Source organism: Gilliamella sp. LMG 34361 (assembly GCF_984569075.1).
Genome location: NZ_OZ474903.1, coordinates 2,109,518 through 2,135,908 on the forward strand (window position 1 = coordinate 2,109,518; position 26,391 = coordinate 2,135,908).

The 26,391-nt window shown below is 32.1% G+C and carries 11 protein-coding genes and 1 pseudogene; 3 read left to right on the plus strand and 9 right to left on the minus strand.

Translation table 11 applies throughout. The features are described from left to right. Positions 1-407: 407 nt before the first annotated feature. From AC5LXI_RS10050 to AC5LXI_RS10075, 6 genes are all read right to left on the minus strand, one after another. Positions 408-4,118 (minus strand): DUF4132 domain-containing protein, encoded by a 3,711-nt coding sequence (locus tag AC5LXI_RS10050; protein WP_493442195.1) that lies wholly within the window; start codon positions 4,116-4,118, stop codon positions 408-410. Continuing rightward, positions 4,112-7,852 (minus strand): DUF4132 domain-containing protein, encoded by a 3,741-nt coding sequence (locus tag AC5LXI_RS10055; protein WP_493442196.1) that lies wholly within the window; start codon positions 7,850-7,852, stop codon positions 4,112-4,114. The genes AC5LXI_RS10050 and AC5LXI_RS10055 overlap by 7 nt, the downstream gene beginning before the upstream one ends. A gap of 378 nt (positions 7,853-8,230) precedes the next feature. Continuing rightward, positions 8,231-9,253, minus strand: a complete 1,023-nt coding sequence (locus tag AC5LXI_RS10060) for a hypothetical protein (RefSeq protein WP_110423118.1) — start codon at positions 9,251-9,253, stop codon at positions 8,231-8,233. A 403-nt stretch (positions 9,254-9,656) separates the two neighbouring features. After that, the gene (locus AC5LXI_RS10065; protein WP_493442197.1) at positions 9,657-10,679 is read right to left on the minus strand and encodes a hypothetical protein; all 1,023 of its coding nucleotides are present in this window, start codon (positions 10,677-10,679) and stop codon (positions 9,657-9,659) included. Between the two features lie 335 nt (positions 10,680-11,014). Then, a complete protein-coding gene (locus AC5LXI_RS10070; protein WP_493442198.1) occupies positions 11,015-11,959 on the minus strand; it encodes a hypothetical protein in 945 nt (314 codons plus the stop codon). Positions 11,960-12,289: 330 nt separating this feature from the next. Further along, the gene (locus tag AC5LXI_RS10075; RefSeq protein WP_493442199.1) at positions 12,290-13,282 is read right to left on the minus strand and encodes a hypothetical protein; all 993 of its coding nucleotides are present in this window, start codon (positions 13,280-13,282) and stop codon (positions 12,290-12,292) included. 665 nt (positions 13,283-13,947) lie between these two features. Between AC5LXI_RS10075 and AC5LXI_RS10080 the strand changes: the two genes are divergently transcribed. From AC5LXI_RS10080 to AC5LXI_RS10090, 3 genes and pseudogenes are all read left to right on the plus strand, one after another. After that, entirely contained in the window at positions 13,948-19,980 is a 6,033-nt protein-coding gene (locus AC5LXI_RS10080; protein ID WP_493442200.1) for an alpha-2-macroglobulin, read from the plus strand. Between the two features lie 108 nt (positions 19,981-20,088). Next, the gene (gene pbpC / locus AC5LXI_RS10085) at positions 20,089-22,446 is read left to right on the plus strand and encodes a penicillin-binding protein 1C (RefSeq protein ID WP_493442201.1); all 2,358 of its coding nucleotides are present in this window, start codon (positions 20,089-20,091) and stop codon (positions 22,444-22,446) included. A gap of 169 nt (positions 22,447-22,615) precedes the next feature. Continuing rightward, positions 22,616-22,825, plus strand: a pseudogene (locus tag AC5LXI_RS10090) (bifunctional aspartate transaminase/aspartate 4-decarboxylase); the annotation flags it as partial. Between the two features lie 9 nt (positions 22,826-22,834). Here AC5LXI_RS10090 and AC5LXI_RS10095 read toward each other — a convergent pair. From AC5LXI_RS10095 to AC5LXI_RS10105, 3 genes are all read right to left on the minus strand, one after another. Then, entirely contained in the window at positions 22,835-23,761 is a 927-nt protein-coding gene (locus AC5LXI_RS10095; RefSeq protein ID WP_493442202.1) for a hypothetical protein, read from the minus strand. 407 nt (positions 23,762-24,168) lie between these two features. Next, positions 24,169-25,095 (minus strand): hypothetical protein, encoded by a 927-nt coding sequence (locus AC5LXI_RS10100; RefSeq protein ID WP_493442203.1) that lies wholly within the window; start codon positions 25,093-25,095, stop codon positions 24,169-24,171. 332 nt (positions 25,096-25,427) lie between these two features. After that, the gene (locus tag AC5LXI_RS10105; RefSeq protein WP_493442204.1) at positions 25,428-26,354 is read right to left on the minus strand and encodes a hypothetical protein; all 927 of its coding nucleotides are present in this window, start codon (positions 26,352-26,354) and stop codon (positions 25,428-25,430) included. Positions 26,355-26,391 lie beyond the last annotated feature (37 nt).

The window sequence follows — 26,391 nt, forward strand, 5'->3', positions numbered from 1 at the left end:
TATTTTCAAAAAGTTTTTTATACTTGATAATAACTATGCTATATATCAGATTTTCTGGCACGCTTAGGTACCCTATTATCTGTATAAAATTAGATTTATTTAATATCATTCGTATTATCTAGCAAAACAACAAGATATAGGCTTGACCAATTAGTATTAAAAATTGTTTTTCTAATAGTGAGATAATTGCACGTTAAACTGACGGAACCTCACCAAAAAATTTACAACTAATATTTCGTTATTTAAAATAAATTGACCAGCTGATTTTGGTGATAACTACCCATCTTAGCGCTTATTTTTATCATCGGTTTTGCTTAATATTGCTAGTTATTAGCTATAACACTGTTATACAATTAATCATATTGCTTGTTTCTGATTTACCATCGCTTTTATTCTTTCGTTCTGAATCAAATTTCGAATTTGCATGATGCATTTGCGACAGCCATATAATCAGCAAAACTTTCGGCTAATAACACCGCTGGGATGTCGTTAGCATCAATTTTGGGTTTGGTATAGATCCTTTTTTGACGAAAAGAGAGATAATAACGCTCTACTAAACTATTTTCTTGAGAAATATAACGCCCACTAAATTGAATGATAGTATACAAATTAAGATTACTATAGTATTTACAATAACAATCTAAGCATTCACTATCTTCAAAATATTCATTTTTATAACCTCTTTTAGTAAGGACATTGCGAATGGTAAACGCATCCGTTAACCAACCTGTATAATTATTCACTATGCCATCATCAATCCATTGGCTCTTTGGTAAAGGGTTAGCAAATTGGGCAAACAATGGCGTAACTTTATAGTCTTTAAGATGTACTTGCCACTGGTTTATATGACTGGCTGGTAACAACACATTATGAGCTAGAGTGATATAGTGATTTTGATTCAAAGTGATCTCTTCATCGTGTAAATTAATCAAACTACCATCTACAGTTGGCCTAAAGCTGTTGCAAATCTTGCCTTGTTCATCAATTGCTAACCATACTAATCTTTGCACCAACCGCCCGACAATTGGATGGGCAAATAGATATTGTTGCCAATTACTTACTTGCCAACGGCGCTGGGTGCACATGGCTTCATATAAGCGTTCAGTTTGGCTTGAAACAATTTGTGTGAGTTCTTTTTTACTACGTGAAAACTGTTTTTTCACTTCTTTGATCACGGTTGGATCTTCATCTTTACGCGCTTCTGGTAAGGTTTTTATAATGTTACCTTCCAAATTTTTTAATTGCCATTTAAAGTTATCATCAATACTGGCCGTAAAAGTTCTTGCACCATAATCAAGCATAAGTATGCCAGAATCATCCAGCCCAGCAGTTAGAACAGTACGTTCAGTAAGATCGTCTGTTGTCCATTTTTTCTGCTCAGCAATTTGGTTTATTAAAGATTTTGCTTTTTCTTGAATAGTTTTTTTGGGATTCGAGTAAGCAATGGTTAATAAAAATTGAATTATGATGAAATCATCATTAACAGCGATCGCTTCTAACATTGCTTCAATTTGCTCTCGTCTAGTGTAATGATTTTTCATATATGCTTTTATTATCGATACGGCTACATGACCTTCAATTCCACCTATTAGAGCTAATAAACCTTTCGATTTAATTGCTGAACCAATTAAACGAGTTAGCACCTCTTTTTCGATACGCTCAATAACTTGCTGGAGAGTGATATTTTGATATTCGGGGTAAAAGTCAGGATGATTCTTATAACTATTTAAATAGGACTGTAGTCGAGCTGGTGCGGTTAATTTGGCCTCATTTTCTGCTTCTATTAAGGTCGGGGTTAAAGTATCTTGTTGGATAAAACTTTGCAATATAAATAAACCAAGCTGTTTTTGGCTTTTATCACTTAATAGACGAATATAAATAGTTAATAAAGGATTGGCCGGCTCTTTTAGTTTTACAGCTAACCACATCCACCAAATGATAATTTTACGATCAACCTGCTCACCATTTTGCCATGTTAAAGCAGGGATAGTGTCATTAACTAACCATTCAATACCCGCTGGTTTTTTACTTTTTAAACCTTTGTTTGCATCATCAAGTAATCGAGATGGTGTTAAATATTGGCCAATATTTTCACCTAAACTTTCCAGCGCGGATAATAGTGCTGCTTGTACCACTTCTTGTTTTTCTTGATTTAAAGCGGTATTTAAAGCTGCAATCGAAGATTTATTGCCTAATGTTACCAATAAGTTAGCTGCTAAAATGCGCTGTTTATATTTATTGGAAGTTAATACGTTTTCAACTTGACGATGTATACAAGGCGATTTACTTAGTGCTTGTTGGGCCAATAAGCGAGGTATTTTGGTATCGCCTAATGCTAACTCTAATAAATAAATATTATATTTAACTGGAAGTTTTGGAAAAAAAGTTAAGATTTTTAGTCCACGCTTTTTATCAAAAGTATAATTACTATTTTGTGGCTCAAGGCTGGGGATTAATCCTAATGCTTCATCAAGATAGATAAGGTTTTCAGCAAAAAAAGGCCAAACACAATTTGCGTCACTCTCAAATGTTAGATCATAATAATTCATCAAATATGCTGCGGCAACAATACGTTTGACATCTGGCATATTGGATATGTTAGTTAACACCTGAGCGATCAAGCGTAAATCGGTATGTAGTAATATTTCATGTTTTAAAAAACTTAAAGCTAAACAGTACGATTCAATGTTTGTATAAGTAATTTTTTCTGCGCGTAATAAGTGATACAGATTAAATTCAGGAATTGTTTGCAAACGCCCTTTATGTAAAATAATTTCATTAGTTAGCTGATTTTTAATATCAGATTGCATTAACTGCCCTTTACCGTTTAGATAATGAAAAATCATATCTAAATCATTGTCAGTAAAAGTAGTTAATTGTTCGTAACGTTCCTGCTCATTCCTTTCTAGGTTATGATATCCTTGATTATCGAGTTTTTCTAGTTGTGCTCTGTTTTGCGATTGTATTAACAACTCTTGATAATTTTGGTGCAATATATCGCGCGCTTTAACAGGTAAATCAACTTCAGTAATTGGCATAAAAGGAGGAATGATAATTTCATCCTCTTCCTGCTTAACTAACTTATCATCTTTAATAGAAAATAAAGCACTTTCGATACTTTTAACCACTATTTTATTCGTTTCTTCAGTTAGTATTTTTTCAAATATTTCTTTATCAACAGACAATTTAACTAATAGCGCAATTTTTTGACAACGTTGCTTTGGTGTGCCTTGTGCGAATGAAGCAATTAATTGATTTTGCGCACTTTCCTTAGAAATACTAAGCAATAGCGTTGTCGCTAACTCTCTTATTTTTTTGATGCTACTAGTGGATTGTTTGACTAACAAATCAACTACTCGTTCTTTAAGATCGTTATGACTAGCAATATATTGCAATTGTTGTAATTGACCAATTGTGGATAATTCTTGATCTGGTAAAGATTTAAACTTTTCTAAATTGTTAGTTATATATAATTTCAACCCTCTAATCGCAAAAACAGTATTAAAATAACGGTAGTGATATTCTGGTACATGTTGCCGCTCAAAAAAAGCAAACATAAGTTGATCTCCCAACCCTTTCTGCTCAATTTCGAGTAATTGATGTAATTGCTCAATGGACCAATTATCACGCTCAGCCATATTTTGCTCAGCATCGAAATTGCGGTTTAAAAAAGTAGTGACCAAACCGTCAATAAACAGATATAAAAACCACAAAGGCAGTTTGGGAGTGATAACACTACTACTTGTTTTCTCATAAAAAGACCATCTTTGAGGCGTATCCGGAATATAAGCTGCTGCTAAAATTTTACCAAACCTGATGAGCTGTTCTGGTGAATATTGACTCGTCCATAATTGATAAAATTTAGCTCGTACTTTTTGCTGTGGTTCATTACTTTCATCTAAAAAACCGACAGAACCTAGCATACCAAGCAAATTATAAACCCGGTTATCATATTTATAAGTTTTTGATAATACTTTTAGCTCATCAAGAACCACGACATCTTTGCCATATAAAATATAATGACAAATCCGTTCAGATATTGATTGTTCTAATTTATTTAAACCCGCAAAGCAATCAAGAATAACCTGATCCATCAGGTTTTGGTCATGTTTTACCATATTAATTTATCTTTCCAATTAGGGTCAAAACCACTACAAGCTTTTGCCACCGCCATATAATCAGCATAACCTTCGGCTAATAACACCTTAGGTAGTTTATCAAGTGCAATTGCTCTATCTTTGAATCCCTTTTTATTACTGAAATAAAGGTTATAAAGTACTGCTGGAATATTTTCTTCAGGCAGCATACTACCACTGAATTCAATATTGATATAAATACCTAAACTGCCAAAGTATTTATGGTAACCATAAAAACATCCGCTATCTTCAGTAGCATCACGCTCATAACTCAATTTGGTTAAAATACCACGAATGGTAAAACTGTCCGTTAACCAACCTAAACGATCATCAATAACGCCATCGTTAAATTTGCTTATCTCTGGAAATGCATGACTAAACTGATCAAACAATGGGGTTATTTTGTAATCTTCAAGGTGCGCTTGCCACTGAACTATATCATCACTCGCTAGTAACGCCGAATGCGCAACGGAAATAAAGTGATTTTGATCAAGTAACATTTCGTCATCTTGATTGGTTATTAAGCTACCATCTTCAGTAGGCCTGAAACTATTGACGATCTGACCGTTATTATCCAATTGTAACCACACTAAACGTTGAATTAATCGCCCCACAATCGGATGTGGTTGCAGATATTTCTGCCAATCTTCCACTCGCCATTGACGCTGGGCACACATGGCTTCGTAAAAACGGCTTATTTGCATAGTGAGTAATTGATTAAGTTCTTTTTTACTATTGCTGAACTGTTTTTTGGTCTCTTTGACGAGTTCAGGGTTTTCGTTTTTACGTGCTTCAGGTAATGCTTTGATCTTTTCTCCATCAGCATTTTTTAATTGCCACTTAAATTTATCATCCAAACTAGCAATAAAGGTACGCTCACCATAATCAAGAATTAACAAGCCATTATCATCTAACCCTGCAGTCGATATGGTGCGGTCTGCCAATTCTTCTGTACTCCAGCCTGAACGCGCAGCAATACTTTCTACCAAGTATTTAGCCTTTTCATGAATGGATGCCGTCCGATAGCGACGAGCTAATGACAATAATAGTTGAATGATCAGCGGATCATCACTGTTTGCCAGTGGTTCAAGCATCGCTTCAATTTGAGCTCGACGTTGATAATGATTTTTCATAAAACTGCGTAAGAGAGACACTGCAATAGGGCCTTCAATACCACTGGTTAATGCTAATATTCCTTTTGCTTTGATGGCTGAGCCAAGATAGGTTGCTAATGTTTCATTTTTGATTTCTTCAAAAACCTGCTCATAAGTTATATTTTGGTATTTAGAAAAATATTGCGGATAGCGCTGATAATATCCAATATAGTCTTGTAATCGTTTATCGGCCTCTGAGCTAGCTTTGGCTTCTGCTTCTTCCAGTGATGGACTTAGCGTATCTTGTTTAATAAAACTTTGTAAAATAAATTCGCCTAATTGTCGCTGACTTTGGGTGCTTAACAATCGATTATAAACGGTTAACAGTAGATTAGCCGGATCTCTTAATTTGACCGCTAAGCAGATCCACCACTGAATAATTTGTGGCTCAACAGTCTTACCATTTTGCCAAGTTAACGTCGGTATTAAGCTAAAATCAAACCAATCAAAATCGGTTGGTATTTTACCTTTTAAACCTTTTTGAGCATCAGCCAATAACTTTTTCGGCGTTAAGTGTTGACTAATGTCTTCACCTATTTTTTCGAGCGCAACTAATATCGCTGCTTGTACTGTTTCACGTTTCTCTTTTTTTAAAGCAGCATTTAGTGCTTTAATCGAGCTTGTTTGTCCTAACTCGGCCAACCAATTAGCGGCAACTATACGTACCTCTTGTTTTGCGGAGGATAAGGCTTGTTCAACTTGATTATGTATATTGGGGATCCGCTTTAAGGCATTTTGCGCCGCATAACGTATCTGCTTAATTTCGCCTAAAGCTAATTCAAGTAGGTAAGCAACATATTTAGTAGGAATAGTTGGAAAGAGCTGTAATATTTTTATGGCATTAACTCTATCAATACGGACATAACAATTCTGAGCAATTTGTATAGGAGCAAAACCCAAAGCTTCATCAATTAAAAACTCATTTTCAGCAAAAAAAGCCCATAATTTATGAGGTTCATTTTCATGAATATCATGAAAAACATCACTGCTTAAAAACGGTAGAGCAACAGTATATTCAACATCTGGAATGATATTCACTTTTATCAACACATCAGCTATTTGTCTAAGATCGGCATTTTTAACCAAGTCATAGTTTTCGTATAGTTTTGAAAATAAATTAGAGATGCTTAGATAATCAGTTAATCGTCTTATTCGAATTAAGTGAAATAACGTAATTTCAGGCAAATTTGATAATCGATTTTTAGTTAGTAAAAATCGAAAATCAATCTTTTCATTGATTTCTTTGAATAATGTTGAGCGATCGATTTTACCATTCACATAATCAAATATACTATCAAGGGACTTTGGTGTCAGCGCTTTCAATTCTTTATAACGGCTTTGATGATAATCCCTTGATCTATTATTTTCTTTGTTTTCCTCTAGCTCATTTTGCATCAATCTTTTACATTCGATAAGGAACTCGTCAAAATTTTGCTGTAAAACATCACGAGCAGTGATTGGTAATGGCGTGTCACTAATTGATTCAAAATCAGGAATAACTAGCTCAGCTTGCTGTTTGGCTTCATTGGCACCTTCTAATCTTGATAAAGCACTTTCAATGGTAGCAATAACTGTTTTATTGGTTTCGTTGGCTAAAGCTTGCTGTAAAATTGTCGGTTCAGAAATGATTCGAGAGAGTAATATTACGGCATTAGTTCGTTGCTTAACCGAACCTGAAGTTAAAAAGTGCTGTAATTGAGGTTGAGCCAACTCCAATGGTAAGTTAAATAGTATTTCTGTGGCTAATTGACTCACCTGTTTTGAAGTATTTAATGCCTGCATTGCCAGAAAATCGACCAATTGTAACTGAAGTTCTGGATATCGTTGAATGTATTTAAGTTGTTCCACTTGTCCCAAAAACGACAAACCGAGTGAGGGGAGTTGTTTAAATAATTCAATTCGTTCTTGAATATAGGTAAATAATCCATTCAATCTGGTAAAATATTGAAATAAATCAAGACGATTGACAGGAATGTTTTGACGGTCAAAAATGGCAAACAGTAATTTTTCGCCTAAACCTGCTTGTTCACATTCAAGTAATTGATGTAATTGTTTTATTGACCAATTTTCACGCTCAATAATTTCATTCTCGTTTTCATTATTATAAGGTAACGTGGTAATGAGTGCATCATATAACAGATAGAGAAACCATGATGGTATTTGTTCGTTTATAATTTCAATAGAACTTAAATGATCAAATAAAGTGGCAAAAACTCGGGCAAATCGAATTATCTGTTCTGGTGTATAAGTATCTGTCCAAAACTTATACACATCAATGCGAGCTTTAAATGATGGATGAAAATCCTCATTAATACGGTAATAAGAACGTGGATGATAAATACCTGAGGGTCTTTGCAATAATATATAAAGAGCATTTGCATTATTAGGTATTTGACATAATTTCTCTAAATCGACTAATACATCAATTTCATTACCATACAAGATATATTGTGTTATCCGTAATGGTAAAGATTTATCTTGATCACTTAATGGCTTAAAGATAGCGGTAATTAATTCTTCGGATGACAGAGTTTTAGTTGATAATTGTTTTATTTCTTTCATATTCCTTCATTTTCCTATTAAGGATAAAATCTTAGTTATCCATATGTTATTTTAGTATATTTGCAACTTTTTAACGCTACTTATTCTAATTCAATTTTGTCATTTGTATAAATATAGAACGATCCAAATCAACCTAAATCACTCCAAAAAGCTAGATAAGTTTATTGGATATTAGTAAATAAAATGGCTACAAGTTAGCTCCTCATCTTTCTTATCATCATTTCGTTTTATTTGATAAATTTATTTTGTTACTTTATTCCAATGCATTAAATACTTATTGGTCTTGATAGATTTCTGTTAGCTAACAAAAATATATCATCCTTAACAAGGAAAATGATAAATAAGTATCACTGTATTTAGATACAATCAATTCATAGATTAATGTCGACAATCACATCTAGGTATAAAATATTCATGTAATGGATGGATAAATTGAAAAAGCGGACGACAACTAAATGCTTCACTACTAAAATCAAATATAACTGGCGGTTCATTTTTTAAAATGCTTCCGACCCATTGAAATATTTCTTTATTGTCATCTATTGAACTGCTTAATGGTAAAAGCATTCCTCCTTCAAAATAACCGTGGACCACATTTGTTATCATATTTGAATCAGAATCTAAGATAATTAAATGTCTTATAATGATTTCGTTTTTGCTTGGAGTTTCATAATTTTGTATATAAAAGCGTAGACCGATCGCTTCAGCCATAAAATTATCACCCTTTATTAAATCTTCTGGATTATATACAGGTATAAGGGAAGTAATTTCGTCATCACTTTCAAGAACAGGAAAGTCTTTGCTATCAATTTGATGCCAAACTAGTGGAGTTAAGGGTTTCTGTAGAAAAGGATTTTCCTTACCTATATAGACAATATAGGATGCATATTGATCAAACATGTTTGAATTTAATTTAAATCCAAACATATATGCATCTAATTCATAAGGTTCATGAGGATGATAATAAGTATTCACGACAGCAAAAGTATTCAACCCATAAACAGGAACCGATTTTAATTTATTATTTAAGTAATCATAGATAAATACTGTATCATCTTCTGATATACCTGCCAAATTGAGCAATTTAGTACGGTATGAACCCGTGAGTAAATATTGTTCTTTTTTATAAGTTTTTTTTTCAGTGCTTGGAATTAAATAGATATCTTTTTTGTATTTGTTATCATATAAAACAATATCATCAGATAATGAAATAAAGTCAAATTCGGGCTCATCTTTAATATAATCTATCGAGGTGAGTGTATACATTCGAATATCTTCCCTATAATGTCCCCCTTCCCATTCTAATAATTTGTTTCCACCTAACATTTCCGCGCTACTGCAAAAACTAATTGATGATAAGGCAAAAATTGTAAACAGAAAGCTAATTAATTTATTTTTCATTTATTAGTTCACCATTTTCCTTAAATATACTTCTCACATCCATATGGCATCGCAATAATTTTAACTTATTGTTAATTATTAGTTTTCAATAATCGCTGATTTAATTTTGAACTAACAAGGCTGATTTGGCCAATTATTTTTTCTTAATAATAAAAAATAATCTTCTCTGTTACAAACATTTAATTCACAACTGCCCTATCCTATATATTTATTGGGATTAAAGAATATATTTAAATGGAACTAGTTTTAACTGGTTTCTCTTTACGCCATCAGTGAATAATAATGTTAATCAAATTGATAATATCATGTTAATTAATGTCTCATTTTATTGAGATATATATTTTATTAGGCTAAAAAATAAATCATACTGCTACAAAGAAATCATTTAGTTAGAATAACTTTCTTAATGCCTATTGTCGCACTTTATTATTAAACTTTTATAAGATCGGTCAATAAAATCAATAACTGGGCAGCCAAATGATTTCCACTCAAAACCAAATATTACTAAAGGTTGATTTTTAAATAATCTACCTGACCATTGGACTTTATGTTGGAATTCTGGATGTTGATCATTTAAAAATGCAGGAATAATCTCATCATTAAAAGCATATTCACTGTTAAATAAAATAGCCTCTCCCTGATCTTTAATAACTACCTGTCTGTAATAAGCACTATTAACATCAATTTCCTGAGAAAAATGATCTTGAACATAATAATTCCATCCATTCGCTTTAGCCTGATAAGTTTTGTTAAAACTGTCTTGAATAAATTTAGAGAATATCTCTGTCTTACTTATTATCGGAAAATCCTCATTGTCTATTTTTTTCCAGTCTAATGCTGTAATTTGTTGCAGAGCAAAAGGATTTTCTTTGCCTATATAAACTAATGTTTGGTAACTATCGGGATCGAGAGCCTTCGACAATTGATTGGAAGTTAATCTGAAGCCAAATTGATAATAATCCTCAAATTTACACGGTTTTTCATCCATACTATACGCATCTATAATTGCGATTACTTCCAATTCACTAATAGGGTAAGTGGTTAATTGATTATTCTGATAATCATAAAGATAGTAGGTATCGGTTTCCGCTATCCCAGTTGCTTCCATAAATCGTTGCCGATACTCTTTATTTAAAATATATATATCTTTTTTATAGTTACCAACTGTATCTGGAATTAATTGAAGATTTCTAGGTAAAATAACCACACCATTTTCATCATAATTGTCAAATGTAATGTTTTCGGATAGCGAGGTAAAATAAAAAGCGGATTCATTTTCTAAATATTCAATATAATCAAGTGTAAATATATCTAATTTCTGCGTTGAATGACTTTGCTGCTGTGGTAATTTATCGTTTTCATCAGCATAAATGTCACAACTTAATAAGAACAATATACATATCAGTATTATTTTCTTTATTTGCATTTTATTCACTTCCCTATGTATTAATTCATCAATATCTGGCTATTAAGGCGAATCAAAACCTATTATCACTGAAGTTTGAATAATTTAATCAAGAGTAAAACAATGTAGATGAACGTGTAGTGGTGCAATAAGTTATCCATCGCTATAATGTTGGTGGTGTTAACTTATACTTTAAACCAAATTCATTACGCGTTTTTACTTGTTGATAACGCCTTACCATCTGTTATTTAAAATCTCAAGTATGGGCTCGTCTTTATCATCGTTTTAGTTTTTCGTTTTTGCCATTTTTAAAAATAATTTATCTTATTCCTTAAAAAAGTTGTTCTTAATTAATATTATTTACAATTATAATATATAAAACGAGAGTCGCAACGTAGTGTTATATCATAACTAGGAAAAGATGAATCAATAAAGTCTATCTCTGTGCAGTCATCCCCGAACATTGAATAAAAGCCAAACACGACTAACGGTTTATTTTTAAATAATTTTCCCGTCCATTGTTTTTTGTATTCGTGATCTTTATCTTTGCCATTTATAGGCATAGAATTTACACGCCTTCTTATATAGTTATCATTAAATAAGATATTATTTTTCGCATTCTTAATAATTAAACTTCCACATTCAGGGTAATCGAGGGGAAAGGGAGATTGCCTTAAATAGTAATGTAATCCATGAGCTTGTGCTAAATAATCATACTCTTTATCGCTAATTTTTTGCCAGTTTAATAAAGTTAGTTGCTGTTGAGCAAAAGGACTTTCCTTTCCAATATAAACAAATGTTGTATCATTAGGCTCGTAAGTATCATTATGATCGTAATCTTGAGGTAGTTGATTCAACTCTAATGCAAATCCAAATTGATAATTTGTTTCATCAGTAGGTAAACAGTCGCTCTTTATTGCAAATACCTCTAATTTACTAATGGGAAAACTATACAATTTATTATATTCATAATTATATACGAATAAGTTATCCGTTTCGGATATGCCATTTGCAGTCAAAAAACTTTGTCGATATTTTTGAGGTAATTGATATTTATTTTTTTTATAATCATCCTCTATATCAGGAAATATAGGTTGAATAGATTGTTTTTTATTGCCATCTTTGTCATAAATAACAATATGACTGCCTTCGAGTAACTTAACAAAATAGAATTTTGGCTCACTATTATCAACAAGATTAAGTTTAAATATCTCTAATCGCTCTCGTGTATTGCCAATTGCATAAAAGCTACAACTTAATAAGAGCAATATACATATCGGTATTATTTTCTTTATTTGCATTTTATTCACTTCCCTATGTATTAATTCATCAATATCTGGCCATTAAGACGAATTAAAACCAAATATCACTAAAGTTTGAATAATTTAATGTAGACAATATAAATGAACGTGTAGTGGTGCTTTAAGTTATCCATCGCTATAATGTTGGTGGCGTTAACTTATACTCTTAACTAAATTCATTGTATGTTTTTCCCTGTTGATAAAACTTTACCATCTGTTGTTTAAAATCTTCAGTATGGGCTCGTCTTTATCGTCGTTTTATCTTCTTCGTTTTTGCCATTTTTAAGAATAATTTATCTTATTCCTTAAAAAAGTTGTTCTTAATCAATATTATTTACAACTATAAAAACGAAGATCGCAACGTAATCTTATGTCATAACTAGGAAAAGATGAATCAATAAAGTCTATCACCGGGCAGTTTAATTCTGAGACAAAGCCAAACACAACTAATGGTTTATTTTTAAATAATCTTCCCGTCCATTGATTTTTGTATTCATGATCTTTATCTTTAAATAATCTTCTCGCCCATTGCTTTTTGTATTTATGTTCTTTATCTTTGCCATTTAAAGGTAGAGTGATGTATATCGTCTTTGAAAGATAGTCACTATTAAATAAGATGTAATTCTTGCCATCCTTAACCACTAATATCCCAATTTCAGGGTAATAATCTCGTTCAAGGTAATGATCTGGGTCCCACACTTTCCCTAATGTCGCTAAATAGTAATGTAATCCATGAGATTGAGCTAAATAATCATACTCTTTATCGTTAATTTTTTGCCAGTTTAATAAAGTTAGTTGCTGTTGAGCAAAAGGATTTTCCTTTCCAATATAAACAAACGTTGTATCATTAGGATCGTAATCTTGAGGTAGTTGATTCAACGCTAATGCAAATCCAAATTGATAATTTGTTTCATCAGTAGGTAAACAACCGCTCTTTATTGCAAATACCTCTAATTTACTAATGGGAAAACTATACAATTTATTATATTCATAATTATATACGAATAAGTTATCCGTTTCGGATATGCCACTGGCAGTCAAAAAACTTTGTCGATATTTTTGAGGTAATTGATATTTATCCTTTTTATAACCATCCTCATTATCAGGAAATATTGGTTGAATAGATTGTTTTTTATTGCCATCTTTGTCATAAATAACAATATGACTACCTTGGAGTAACTTAACAAAATAGAATTTTGGCTCGCTATCATCAACAAGATTAAGTTCAAATATCTCTAATCGCTCTCGTGTATAGCCAATTGCATAAAAGCTACAACTTAATAAGAGCAATATACATATCGGTATTATTTTCTTTATTTGCATTTTATTCACTTCCCTATGTATTAGTTCATCAATATCTGACCATTACGGCGAATCAAAACCTATTATCACTAAAGTTTGAATAATTTAATCTAGAGTAAAACAATGTAGATGAACGTGTAGCGGTGCTTTAAGTTATCCATCGATATAATGCTAGTGGCGTTAACTTATACTCTAAACCAAATTCATTGTGTGTTTTCCCTGTTGATAAAACATTACCATCTGTTGATTAAAATCTTCGGTATGCGTTCGTCTTTATCGCCGTTTTATTTTCTTCGTTTTTTCCATTTTTCAATTATAACTTATCTTATTCTTTAAAAAAATTGTTCCAACTATTAAAAATTTAGAAGAGCAGCAAAAAAACGGATTGGATAACAGCGGATTATCTCAGCAATTTTCATGACCCACATGACCAACAAAAAACATTGAAGGTTATCCTTCACTAAGTTGAGCTGTTTTTTGCTAAAAAAGAACAATAATTATTCAATTAATTTTATTTATCATTTATACTTTCACCAAATTATATATACAGTTTTTTAGTAATACTAATTTATTCACAGCAAAAATAATGAAGTAAAACACAATACATTAGCTATATTTTGCGTTTTAGTTTTATTGCGATTAAAAATCTATTATTGATAATAGTAATTGAGATGATAAGGAATATCATGGATATAATACGTTTCATTCTTCGTCTACCGTATCGCATCTTCTGTATCTGTCTAGAAGCGATTCTCTATTTTGCACTTTTTCTACTAATTGTATTACGAGCCATATTATGGCTGATAAGCCCGATTATTGGTCAAGTTAATTGGTTGATACCTAAGTGGTATCCACGTGCTAAAGATATCTATCAAGCTTCAATTAAAAGAATCAATAACTATAGTTCAATTATTGGTTGTGTTGTTATTTTGGCAATTGTTGCCTATCTCAGTGGTAATTATGCCTACCATTGGTACTTAAATAAACCAAAACCTATTGAACCAGCCCCCGTAATTACTAATACGTATGGTATTTCTTTTTATGCGCCTGAAGAATCCGGTGTGATTACTGATCCTAATCAATCTTATTTAAAAATCAAATTTACTGGACATAGACGATCGCCCGCTCCGATAGATAAAATTGGCAAGGAAATAACAGAGGGTATTGAAATTTCACCTGAAATTAAAGGGATTTGGAGTTGGCATGACGATGAAAATATCTATTTTAAACCAGAACAACCATGGCCAATCGGTGAAACCTATACGGTTAAATTGGATGGTTCGAAATTACTTAATCCTAACAATTTAATAAGTAATGAAGATAATATGTTTACATTTAAAACAACCGGTTTTTCTTTTGTAATTATAAGCGGTGAATTTTATCAAAATCCTATTGATGCTGAAGAAAAACTGGGTATTTATGAAGTAAAATTCACTCATCCTGTCGATCCAACAACCTTTGAAAATAATTTAAAACTATCACTATTTCAAGATACTGATCAAAAATATAAACCTCATGAATTTGTCCAAAATGTAAACTTCACAATTAATTATAATAAAGATAAAACACGTGCTTATATAAAAAGTGATAAATTAGAATTCGCTGATAAGAATCGCTATTTATCATTAAATATTGCAAAGGGTATAACATCTTCAATGGGAGGATCCCCAGCAACCTTAGAAAGTTCGAAAGATATCAATATACCGAATAAATATAATCTTAATATCAATTCAACTAAAATTTCCTTTGTTGAACTATCCAATAATGAAATGCGCCAAATTATCACAATTAATTTAGGTTATAATGTTAAAGCTAGTGATTTACAAAAAGCATTATCAATCTGGCAGTTACCCGATCCAAACGCCAAATATAGTGAAGAATATTACGATAAAACCGATGACACATACAAAACTAAATATTTTATCGATAAAGCCATCTTAGATAAATCAAAACGATTAACAACTAAATACATTGAAACTGACGATAATAGAACTTATCAAAATCAATTTAGCTTTGAAATAAACGGCGATCAACGTCAACAGATATTTATTACTGTTGATCCATCTTTAACGTCCGAAGGTGGTTACACATTTAAAAATAGATATGAGAAATTGATGCGAATTAGTGAATATAGTAAATTGCTTAATTTCGCTGCTACGGGTTCCCTATTATCACTGTCAGGTGATAAAAAGATTCCCGTCGTTTCTCGTAATGTTAATCAAATAAAGTTAGAACTCAAACGTGTTATTCCATCCCAATTACAGCATTTGGTCTATGATAATGAAAGCGATTTTAGTTTTATGAATTTTGAATATTATAACAGTGATAATTTTGTTGAAAAATATTCAATTACAAAAGATGTCAAGGGTAAATCAGGAGCTATTCATTACTCTGACTTTGATATAACACCATACCTTAAAAAAGATGTTAAGGAAAATGAAGCTAATCACGGTGTATTTTTATTAAATCTCTATGCCAAAAAAGATAATGTAAAAAAAGGTGAAGAACCTTACGAATATTACAATTCTCGATTCATATTAGTGACCGATTTAGGCATTATAAATAAAAAATCACTAGATGGCTCTTATGATCTCTTTGTGCAATCTATTAACAGTGGTTTACCTGTCAATGGTGCTAAAGTTTCAATACTCGGCGCCAATGGTATTGAAATTACTTCTTCAATCACCGATAACACTGGTCATGTCAATTTCGCACCATTATCTGATTACTATAAAGGCATTAAACCGTTGTTATTCTTAATTGAAAAAGGTAAAGATATGTCATTTTTGCCAATTTCTAAAGGTTATCGCTATTATGACAGAAAACTTAATTACTCTCGTTTTGATGTCGATGGTCAATATGAAACAGTTGACCGAGGAGAGTTACATGCGCATCTATTTTCTGATAGAGGAATCTATCGACCTGGCGATACATTCCACATTGGGATGATTATTAAAGCTGATGATTGGACTAAATCATTGAATGGAATTAAGTTAGCTGCCAACATTTATGATGCTAAAAATAATCTTGTAATAACTAAAAAAATCAAAGTTGATGATTATGGTTTTAATGAGATTTCATTTAAAACGGAAGAAAGTTCTCCAACTGGACAATGGCATGTCTATCTATACATTGAAGATGATGAAAATGATTCGGGGAATGATGATCAAAATTTCCTAGGTTCTACTTCTGTGACTATTCGAGAGTTTGAACCAGATAAAACTAAAGTTACCGCACAAATAGTAACTGAAAACAAACAAGGGTGGATTAATCAATCGGATATAATTGCCAAAGTGACTGCAAAAAATCTCTTTGGAACCGCAGCCCAAGATCGTCGAGTTGAAAGTAAGTTATATTTACAGCCAACCAGATTTAGTTTTAAAAAATATGAAGATTATCAGTTTTATCGCATAGGTAATAACCGTAGTAATTTCAAAATTGAACTTGAAGACAATTTTACAAATGAAGAAGGAATTGCTGATATTGATTTGCATATTGAAGACTTTGAAGGTCAATATGTAGCCAAATTCTTGACTGATGTATTTGAACCAAATAGTGGGCGTAGTGTTGCAGCAATGGATTCAATTTTGATTTCTGCATCTGATTATCTAATTGGGGCAAAACCTGATGGTCAGTTAAGTTATATTAAACGGGATAGCATGCGTTTACTTAATCTTATTGCAATAAATCCAACTCTAGATCAAATTACACTAGATGGACTCAAACTCGTTACCCTTGAGAAAAAATATCTTTCTGTGTTAGTTGAACAGTCTTCAGGTGTTTATAAATATGAATCTAAACAAAAAGATGTGGTAATTTCACAAATTCCTTTTGAAATTGATAATAAAGGAACTGTTTATCAAATTCCAACTAAAACCCCGGGTAACTATATTCTTCAATTGTTAAATAACCAAAATGAAGTAATTTATCAAACCGAATATACAGTAGCAGGATCAGCAAATGTAACACGCTCATTAGATCGTAATAGTGAATTAATGTTAAAAATTGATGCTAATCAATATAAACCGGGTCAAGATATAGAAATAGCAATAACCGCACCTTATACCGGAAGTGGAATCATCACTATCGAAAGGGATAAAGTTTATGCATGGAAATGGTTTAAAACTGATACTACCAGCTCAGTACAAAAAATCACTTTACCTGAAGAAGTGGAAGGAAATGCCTATATCAATGTGCAGTTTATTCGTGATCCAAATTCAGAAGAAATATTCATGAGTCCGCTTAGTTATGGTGTTGTTCCATTTAAGGTTTCAGATGATAAATTTATGGAGAAGGTAAAATTAGAAACTCCGAATTTAATCAAACCGGGAGAGACGATTCCAATCACAATTAAAACTAATAGCCAACAACGAGTCGTAGTTTTCGCAGTTGATGAAGGTATCTTACAAGTTGCTGGCTATCAATTAAAAAATCCAATTAAAAACTTTATACGTAAAAAAGCGTTATCAGTAAGAACGGATCAGATTTTAGATCTTATCTTGCCTGAATATAAACGTTTACTAACTTTATCTGCACCAGGAGGTGATCAAGATAGTGATAATAAACTTAATGCTCATTTGAATCCATTTAAACGTAAGACCGATGAGCCTGTTACCTACTGGTCCGGAATTATAGACGTTAATGGTGAAAAACAACTCAATTACAAAGTACCTGAATTTTTCAGTGGAAAAATTAGAGTGATGGCTGTGACAGTCGGTAAGAAAACAATGGGTGTTACCCAAACGTCGACTACAGTTCGTAATGACTTTGTATTAAACCCTAATGTACCTTATTTCGTCACGCCAAACGATGAATTTGAAATAAGTTTATTAGTTGCAAATAACATCACTGAAATCGGTAATGAAGAGATCCCAATTAAGGTTAAGCTAACCACAACGCCACATCTAGCAGTTTTAGATGAGCCAATTAAAACCGTCAACTTAGCGTCAATGAAAGAAGGTACTTTAAGCTTCCGTTTAAAAGCAACCGAACAATTAGGTAGTGGTGATTTACTCTTTACTGCAACTTATAAAGATAAGACGATAACAAGACAAGTAAGTACTTCTGTTCGTCCGATAAATCCTTATCGAATAAAAACAATTATGGGTCGAATGGATGGTAAAACACAAACCTTTGCTGGGTTTAGACATATGTATCCAGAATTTAATGAACAGAATGCTGGCGTCTCTTATTCTCCAATGATCTTAGCTAAAGGTCTTACCGAATATTTAGATAATTATGAATATTTCTGTTCTGAACAGATTGTTAGTCGTGCGTTACCACTGGTGATTGGCAATAAATATCCTGAATTCAATTTAATCACCGATAAAACAATACCATTTACCGGAGTAATGCAAAAACTACAAAGCCGCCAAAATAGTGAAGGCGCGATTGGTTTATGGTATTCAACATATAATGTTGATCCATTTATTACACTTTATACGGTTCACTTTCTACTCGAAGCAAAAGATGCAGGATTAGTAATACCAAAAGATCTACTAGAAAATGCCAATAAATATGTTAAGTTAGTTGCTGCTAGTAGTTTAACTGATCGTTACAACTTGCGATTGCGAGCTTATGCAATTTATTTGCTAACTAGACAAAATATTATTACAACTAATCAAATTGCTTCAGTCATTGAGGATTTAAATCATAATTACCAAACTTGGTCTACTGATCTTACGGCGTTGTATTTAGCATCATCCTACAAAATGCTCAAAATGGACAAACAAGCAGATAATCTTTTAAAACCGATTTGGAAGGATCTGTCCAAAGCCTATGATAAAGCATGGTGGAGTCACAATTATTATGATCCATTAGTCATTGATGCTGGGAAAATCTATTTAATCGCAAAACATTTTGATAATAAAATTAATGATATCCCTGCGCAAGCTCTTGAGAATATGGTGTTAATGCTAAATGAGGAACGTTATACAACTCAATCAGCTGCGATGACGATGTTGGCTTTAGATAGTTATAATTCAGCAATTAAAACTCACGAGTTAGATGAAAACGATCTTACTGTAACAACAAAGTCTAACGATCAACAGAAAAAAATTGCCACTATTGCTAAATTGAAAAACTTGTTAGCCAACGGAAAATTCAATGATTCGGTAGAGTCTATTAGCTTCCATAACGCTAAAGATTTGCCAGCTTGGTATTCAATATCGCAGAAAGGCTTTGATCGTTCAATGCAACAAGAACCAATTAATAGAGGGCTTGAAATTTATCGTGAATTTACAGATAACGATGGTAAGCAAATTGATACCGTGAAATTAGGTGAAACTATCAATGTAACCGTTAGAGTCCGTTCAATATCTGAAGAAGGATTAACCAACATTGCAATTGTTGATATGTTACCAGGTGGTTTTGAAGTTGTTCAACAAAAAGCGGTTAATAATCATGCTGAAACTGAAAACGATAAACAAAGCGACGAAGATGAGGGTGAAAATGATAATTATGATTCTGAACAACAGTGGATATCACCAATTGCCACAGGTAAATATACTTGGTATCCAGACTATACAGATGTTAGAGAAGATCGCGTGATTATTTATGGTTCGACTAGAAGTGATCAGATACAAACATTTAATTATCAGATAAAAGCGACCAATATTGGCCAGTACGCGGTACCTCCAGCTTATGGTGAAGCAATGTATGATCGCGATATTCAAGCTGTATCTAAAGGTGGAAATAAGATTATTATTGAGCCTCGTTAATTAGTTACTGGCAGAGGGTCACGCCTTCCCTCTGCTATTTTGTATTTATTGCATGATTATTAACATTAGTTTTTTAATTTTATATCATCATTAGTGTAACTTAATAAAATGGTAAAAAAATCTAGGTATATTGGGAATATTATTGTTACCTTTATTATTCTTTCTTTAATCTTCATCGCCTTTCGTTTAACCCCTAACCCACCGTTAAACCAATCGCTAAATTTTTCCACTATTTTGTATGATGAAAACGACAAACTATTGCGCATAACTTTAGCAAACGACCAACGATATCGAACATGGACACCTCTGGAAAAAATTTCTCCACACATCATTAATGGCCTTCTATTACATGAAGATCAGTGGTTTTATTATCATTTTGGATTTAATCCGTTTAGTTTGATAAGAGCATTTGGAGCAACTTATATCGGGGGCGGTAATCGACAAGGCGCATCGACCATTACTATGCAACTGGCACGTATGCATTGGAAAATTAATACTAAAACAATAGCTGGTAAATTATTGCAAATATTTAGAGCTATTGAATTAGAGTTAAAATACTCTAAACATGACATTTTAGAAGCCTATCTTAATTATGCCCCTTTCGGTCGCAATATAGAAAGTATCGGAGCGGCATCGTTAATTTATTTTGATAAAACGCCTGATAAGGTTAACTTACCTGAAGCGTTAACATTGACGGTTCTTCCTCAATCACCTACTTATCGTATAGACAAGAAAAAAGGCATTGCAGGTAAAGCATTAGTTAATGCTAGACAACGATTATTTGAACGTTGGCAAGAACACTATGCAACCGAAGATAATATAGCTGCGCTATTTGACTTACCACTAATGATGCGTCAACCTGAGCAATTACCGTTTATCGCCCCCCATTTCACCAACCAAATACTTCAGCAACAAATTCAAAAAACTAATGCTGAACAACAAGTTATTAAAACTACATTAAAAATAGAACTACAAACAATTATTGAACAACAAGTCAGCGCCTTTATTGAACGCAATAAAATAAAAGGGATTTATAACACATCTGTATTGTTAGTTGATAACAACACAATGGAGGTGAAAGCATTAGTTGGATCTGCCGATTATTTTAATCGTAGCATTCAAGGGCAAGTTAACGGAACTGCTGCTAAACGTTCACCCGGCTCAACACTAAAGCCTTTCATCTATGCTTTGGGTATGGATCAAAGTATTATTCATCCTAGAACAGTAGTAAAAGATGTCGCAACAGATTTTGGATTTTATACCCCTGAGAATTTTGATCACCATTTTAAAGGTCCTATCTCTGTTACAGATGCGCTAATTCACAGTCGTAACATTCCTGCGGTATATGTTGCTGGTAAATTAAAAAAACCTTCATTTTATCAATTTTTAAAACAAGCCCATATTCGCGATATGAACACAGAAGATCATTATGGTTTAGCTTTAGTTCTTGGCGGAGGTGAAGTGACAGCCCAAGAATTAGCAACACTATATGCCATGTTAGCTAATCAAGGTATTTGGCAACCGTTAAGAATGACAAGAAATACCGATAATCAACCACATTTAACTCAGCGTCTGTTGAGTCCTGAAGCGAGTTTCATGACATTAGATATGTTATTAAAAAACACGCGCAATGAAGATATTTTAGCTAAAAAACAGCAATCTCTAACACCTATATATTGGAAAACAGGCACATCTTGGGGATTTCGCGATGCTTGGACAGCTGGAGGATTTAATAATTATACTCTTATTGTTTGGATGGGTAATTTTGATGGACATAGCAATAATGCTTTTATTGGTGCTAATGCTGCAGCTCCCCTATTTTTCAATATTATTGATTCAATAACAGCTTATTATCCAAATCATAAAGGTTATCAAAACGCAATTCCACCTAACTTAACACAAGTGGATATTTGTTTACCTAGTGGGAATTTAGTTACGCAGTGGTGTAAGATAAAGGGTAAAACATGGTTTATACCAGGTGTATCACCGATTAATATTGATACAGTTTATCGCCCTGTTGTGATTGATAATAAAACCAATAAAGTTGCTTGTCCTCCTTTCAATCCGAAAGATACACATGTAGAAGTTTATGAATATTGGTCTTCAGACTTAGTTAAAGTATTTGCTAAAGCAGGAATTCCCAAAAAAACGCCACCTAATAGTGCGCATTGCGAAACAACGCAAAATTATATAGGTTCTCCTCCACGGATTACTTCACCATTAAAAAACGTTGTTTACAAAGTAAGGTTAAGTAATAAAGAGAATGAGAAAATTACGTTAGATGCCATTGCTGATGGTGAGGTTAAGAAATTATATTGGTTTGTCGATAAAAATTTTCTTGGGAGTAGTTCAGTTGAAAACACACTGAATTGGGTTCCTAACAAAAGTGGTATTTACAAAATATCTGTAATCGATGATCTAGGGCGAAGCGACAGCAGAAAATTAAAAGTGGATTTAATTGATTGATTAATACAAGACTAATACTCTTACTAACGCTATAACAACATGATGTAGAACGTTAAAAATATAATTTACCAACTTGATATTAGCCGAAATCATTAAACACATTAAAATATATTATGTCCTTTAATTATTGCTTTTGTTTAAATTATCGCAACAAGGATCCAAGATCATCATAAAACTAATCGATTATGTTCAATATGCTAATTTAAGTCCATTTGAGTTAAAAGATAACTTAATTAAACAGGCGCAAAGCCATACTGACCAAATTATGTTGAACTCAGGCCGTGGTACTTCTAATTTCATCGCCACTTAGCCTAGGTAGTATTTCTTTCAACTCGGATTTTTTGCTATTGCAGCGCCTGAAATATCCTATTGTTATTTAAATGGTTGTTTAAAAACTACACCTATGAGGAGGACTATAGCAGATTAGATTTATGTCATGACCAGAAAAAGATGAATCAATAAAGTCTATTACTGGGCACTCTTTCACCCCCTTTGAGAAAAACCCAAACACGACTAATGGTTTATTTTTGAATAACTTTCCCGTCCATTGCTTTTTGTATTCATGATCTTTATCTTTGCCATTTAAAGGTAGACGGCCGTATAACAAACTTGAAGCATGGTCATCATTACGTAAGATTTTATTCTTCTCATTCTTAATTAATAAACTCCCACAAACAGGGTAATTGCTGTGAAAAGGAGGTTGCTTTAAATAGTAATGTAATCCATGTGCTTGGGCTAAATAATCATACTTTTTATCGCTAATTTTTTGCCAGTTTAATAAAGTTAGCTGCTGTTGAGCAAAAGGACTTTCCTTGCCAATATAAACAAACGTTGTATCATTAGGATTGTAATTTTGAGGTAGTTGGCTCAACGTTAATTCAAATCCAAAGTGATAATATGTTTCATCAATAGGAAAACAATCATCCTTTAATGCAAATATATCTAATTTACTAATGGGAAAACTATACAATTTATTATATTCATAATTATATACGAATAAGTTATCGGTTTCAGATATACCACTGGCAATCAAAAAATTTTGTCGATATTTTTGAGGTAATTGATATTTATAGTTATTATAACCATCGTCTATATCAGAAAATATTGGTTGAATAGATTGTTTTTTATAGCCTTCTTCGTCATAAATAACAATATGACTGCCCCAGAGTACCGATACAAAATAGAATTTTCGCTCGCTATCATCAACAAGATTAAGTTTAAATATCGCTAATCGCTCTTGTGTATTGCCAATTGCATAAAAGCTACAACTCAGTAAGAACAATATACATATCGATATTATTTTCTTTATTTGCATTTTATTCACTTCCCTATGTATTAATTCATCAATATCTGACCATTACGGCGAATCAAAACCAAATATCACTAAAGTTTGAATAATTTAATGTAGACAATGTAAATGAACGTGTAGTGGTGCTTTAAGTTATCCATCGCTATAATGTTGGTGGCGTTAACTTATACTCTAAACCAAATTCATTACGCGTTTTTACTTGTTGATAACTCCTCACAATCTATTGTTTAAAATCTCAAGTATGAGTTTGTCTTTTTCGCCGTTTTATTTTGTTCGTTTTTTCCATTTTTAAGAATAATTTATCTTATTTCTTAAAAAAGTTGTTCTTAATTAATATCATTTACAACTATAAAAACGAGAATCGCAGCGTAGCTTTATGTCACATTTAGAAAAAGATGAATCAATAAAGTCTATCACTGGAAAACCCAGTTGTTTTTATTTATGCAGCGTAACTTTATGTCAAATTTAGAAAAAGGTGAATCAATGAAGTCTATCACTGGGCAACCCATTATTGAGAAACACCCAAACACGACTAATGGTTTATTTTTAAATAATTTTCCCGTCCATTGCTTTTTGTATTTATGCTCTTTATCTTTGCCATTTAAAGGTAGAGAGCTGTATAACGGAGTTAAAACTTCATCAAGTAAGATTTTATTCTTATCATTCTTAACCACTAAACCCGCACATTCAGGGTAATAATCTGGGTACCAAGGAGATTTACCTAATGTCCATAAATTGTAATGTAATCCATGAGCTTGTGCTAAATAATTATCCTCTTTATCGCTAATTTTTTGCCAGTTTAATAAAGTTAGTTGCTCTTGAGCAAAAGGACTTTCCTTTCCAATATAAACAAACGTTGTATCATTAGGATCGTAATCTTGAGGTAGTTGATTCAACGCTAATGCAAATCCAAATAGATAATATGTTTCATCAGTAGGTAAACAATCGCCCCCTATTGCAAATACCTCCAATTTACTAATGGGAAAACTATATAATTTATTATATTCATAATTATATACGAATAAGTTATCCGTTTCGGATATGCCACTGGCAGTCAAAAAACTTTGTCGATATTTTTGAGGTAATTGATGTTTATCATTTTTACAATCATCCTCTATATTAGGAAATATAGGTTTAATAGATTGTTTTTTATTGCCATCTTTGTCATAAATAACAATATGACTACCTCGGAGTACCGATACAAAATAGAATTTTGGCCCGTTATTATCAATAAGATTAAGTTCAAATATCTCTAATTGCTCTCGTGTATTGCCAGTTGCATAAAAGCTACAACTTAATAAGAGCAACATACATATCGGTAATATTTTCTTTATTTGCATTTTATTCACTTCCCTATGTATTAATTCATCAATATCTGGCTATTAAGGCGAATCAAAACCAAATATTACTAAAGTTTGAATCATTTAATGTAGACAATGTAAATGAACATATAGTGGTGCATTAAGTTATCCATCGTTATAATGTTGGTGGCGTTAACTTATAATCTAAACCAAATTCATTACGCGTTTTTACTTGTTGATAACGCCTTACCATCTGTTGTTCAAAATCTTCAGTATAGGCTCGTCTTTATCGTCGTTTTATTTTTTATCATTTTTTCCATTTTTAAGAATAATTTACATTATTCCTTAAAAAAGGTTGTTTTTAATCAATATTATTTACAACTATAATATACAAAACGAGAATCGCAGCGTAGTCTTATATCATAACTAGGAAAAGATGAATCAATAAAGTCTATCCCTGGGCAGTCACCCCCAAACATTGAGTAAAAGCCAAACACGACTAAAGGTTTATTTTTAAATAATTTTCCCGTCCATTGCTTTTTGTATTCATGATCTTTATCTTTACCATTTAAAGGCATAGAATTTACTGAGTTTTTTACATAGTTATCGTTAAATAAGATGTTATTCTTCGCATTCTTAATAATTAAACTCCCACATTTAGGATAATCTAGGGAAAAGGGAGATTGCCTTAAATAGTAATGTAATCCATGAGTTTGTGCTAAATAATCATACTCTTTATCGTTAATTTTTTGCCAGTTTAATAAAGTTAGTTGCTCTTGAGCAAACGGACTTTCCTTTCCAATATAAACAAATGTTGTATCATTAGGATCGTAATCTTGAGGTAGTTGATTCAACTCTAATCCAAATCCAAATTGATAATTTGTTTCATCAGTAGGTAAACAATCGCTCTTTATTGCAAATACCTCTAATTTACTAATAGGAAAACTATACAATTTATTATATTCATAATTATATACGAATAAGTTATCCGTTTCGGATATGCCACTTGCAGTCAAAAAACTTTGTCGATATTTTTGAGGTAATTGATGTTTATCATTTTTACAATCATCCTCTATATTAGGAAATATTGGTTTAATAGATTGTTTTTTATTGCCATCTTTGTCATAAATAACAATATGACTACCTAGGAGTAACTCAACAAAATAGAATTTTGGCTCGTTATTATCAATAAGATTAAGTTCAAATATCTCTAATTGCTCTCGTGTATTGCCAGTTGCATAAAAGCTACAACTTAATAAGAGCAACATACATATCGGTATTATTTTCTTTATTTGCATTTTATTCACTTCCTTATGTATTAATTCACCAAATCTG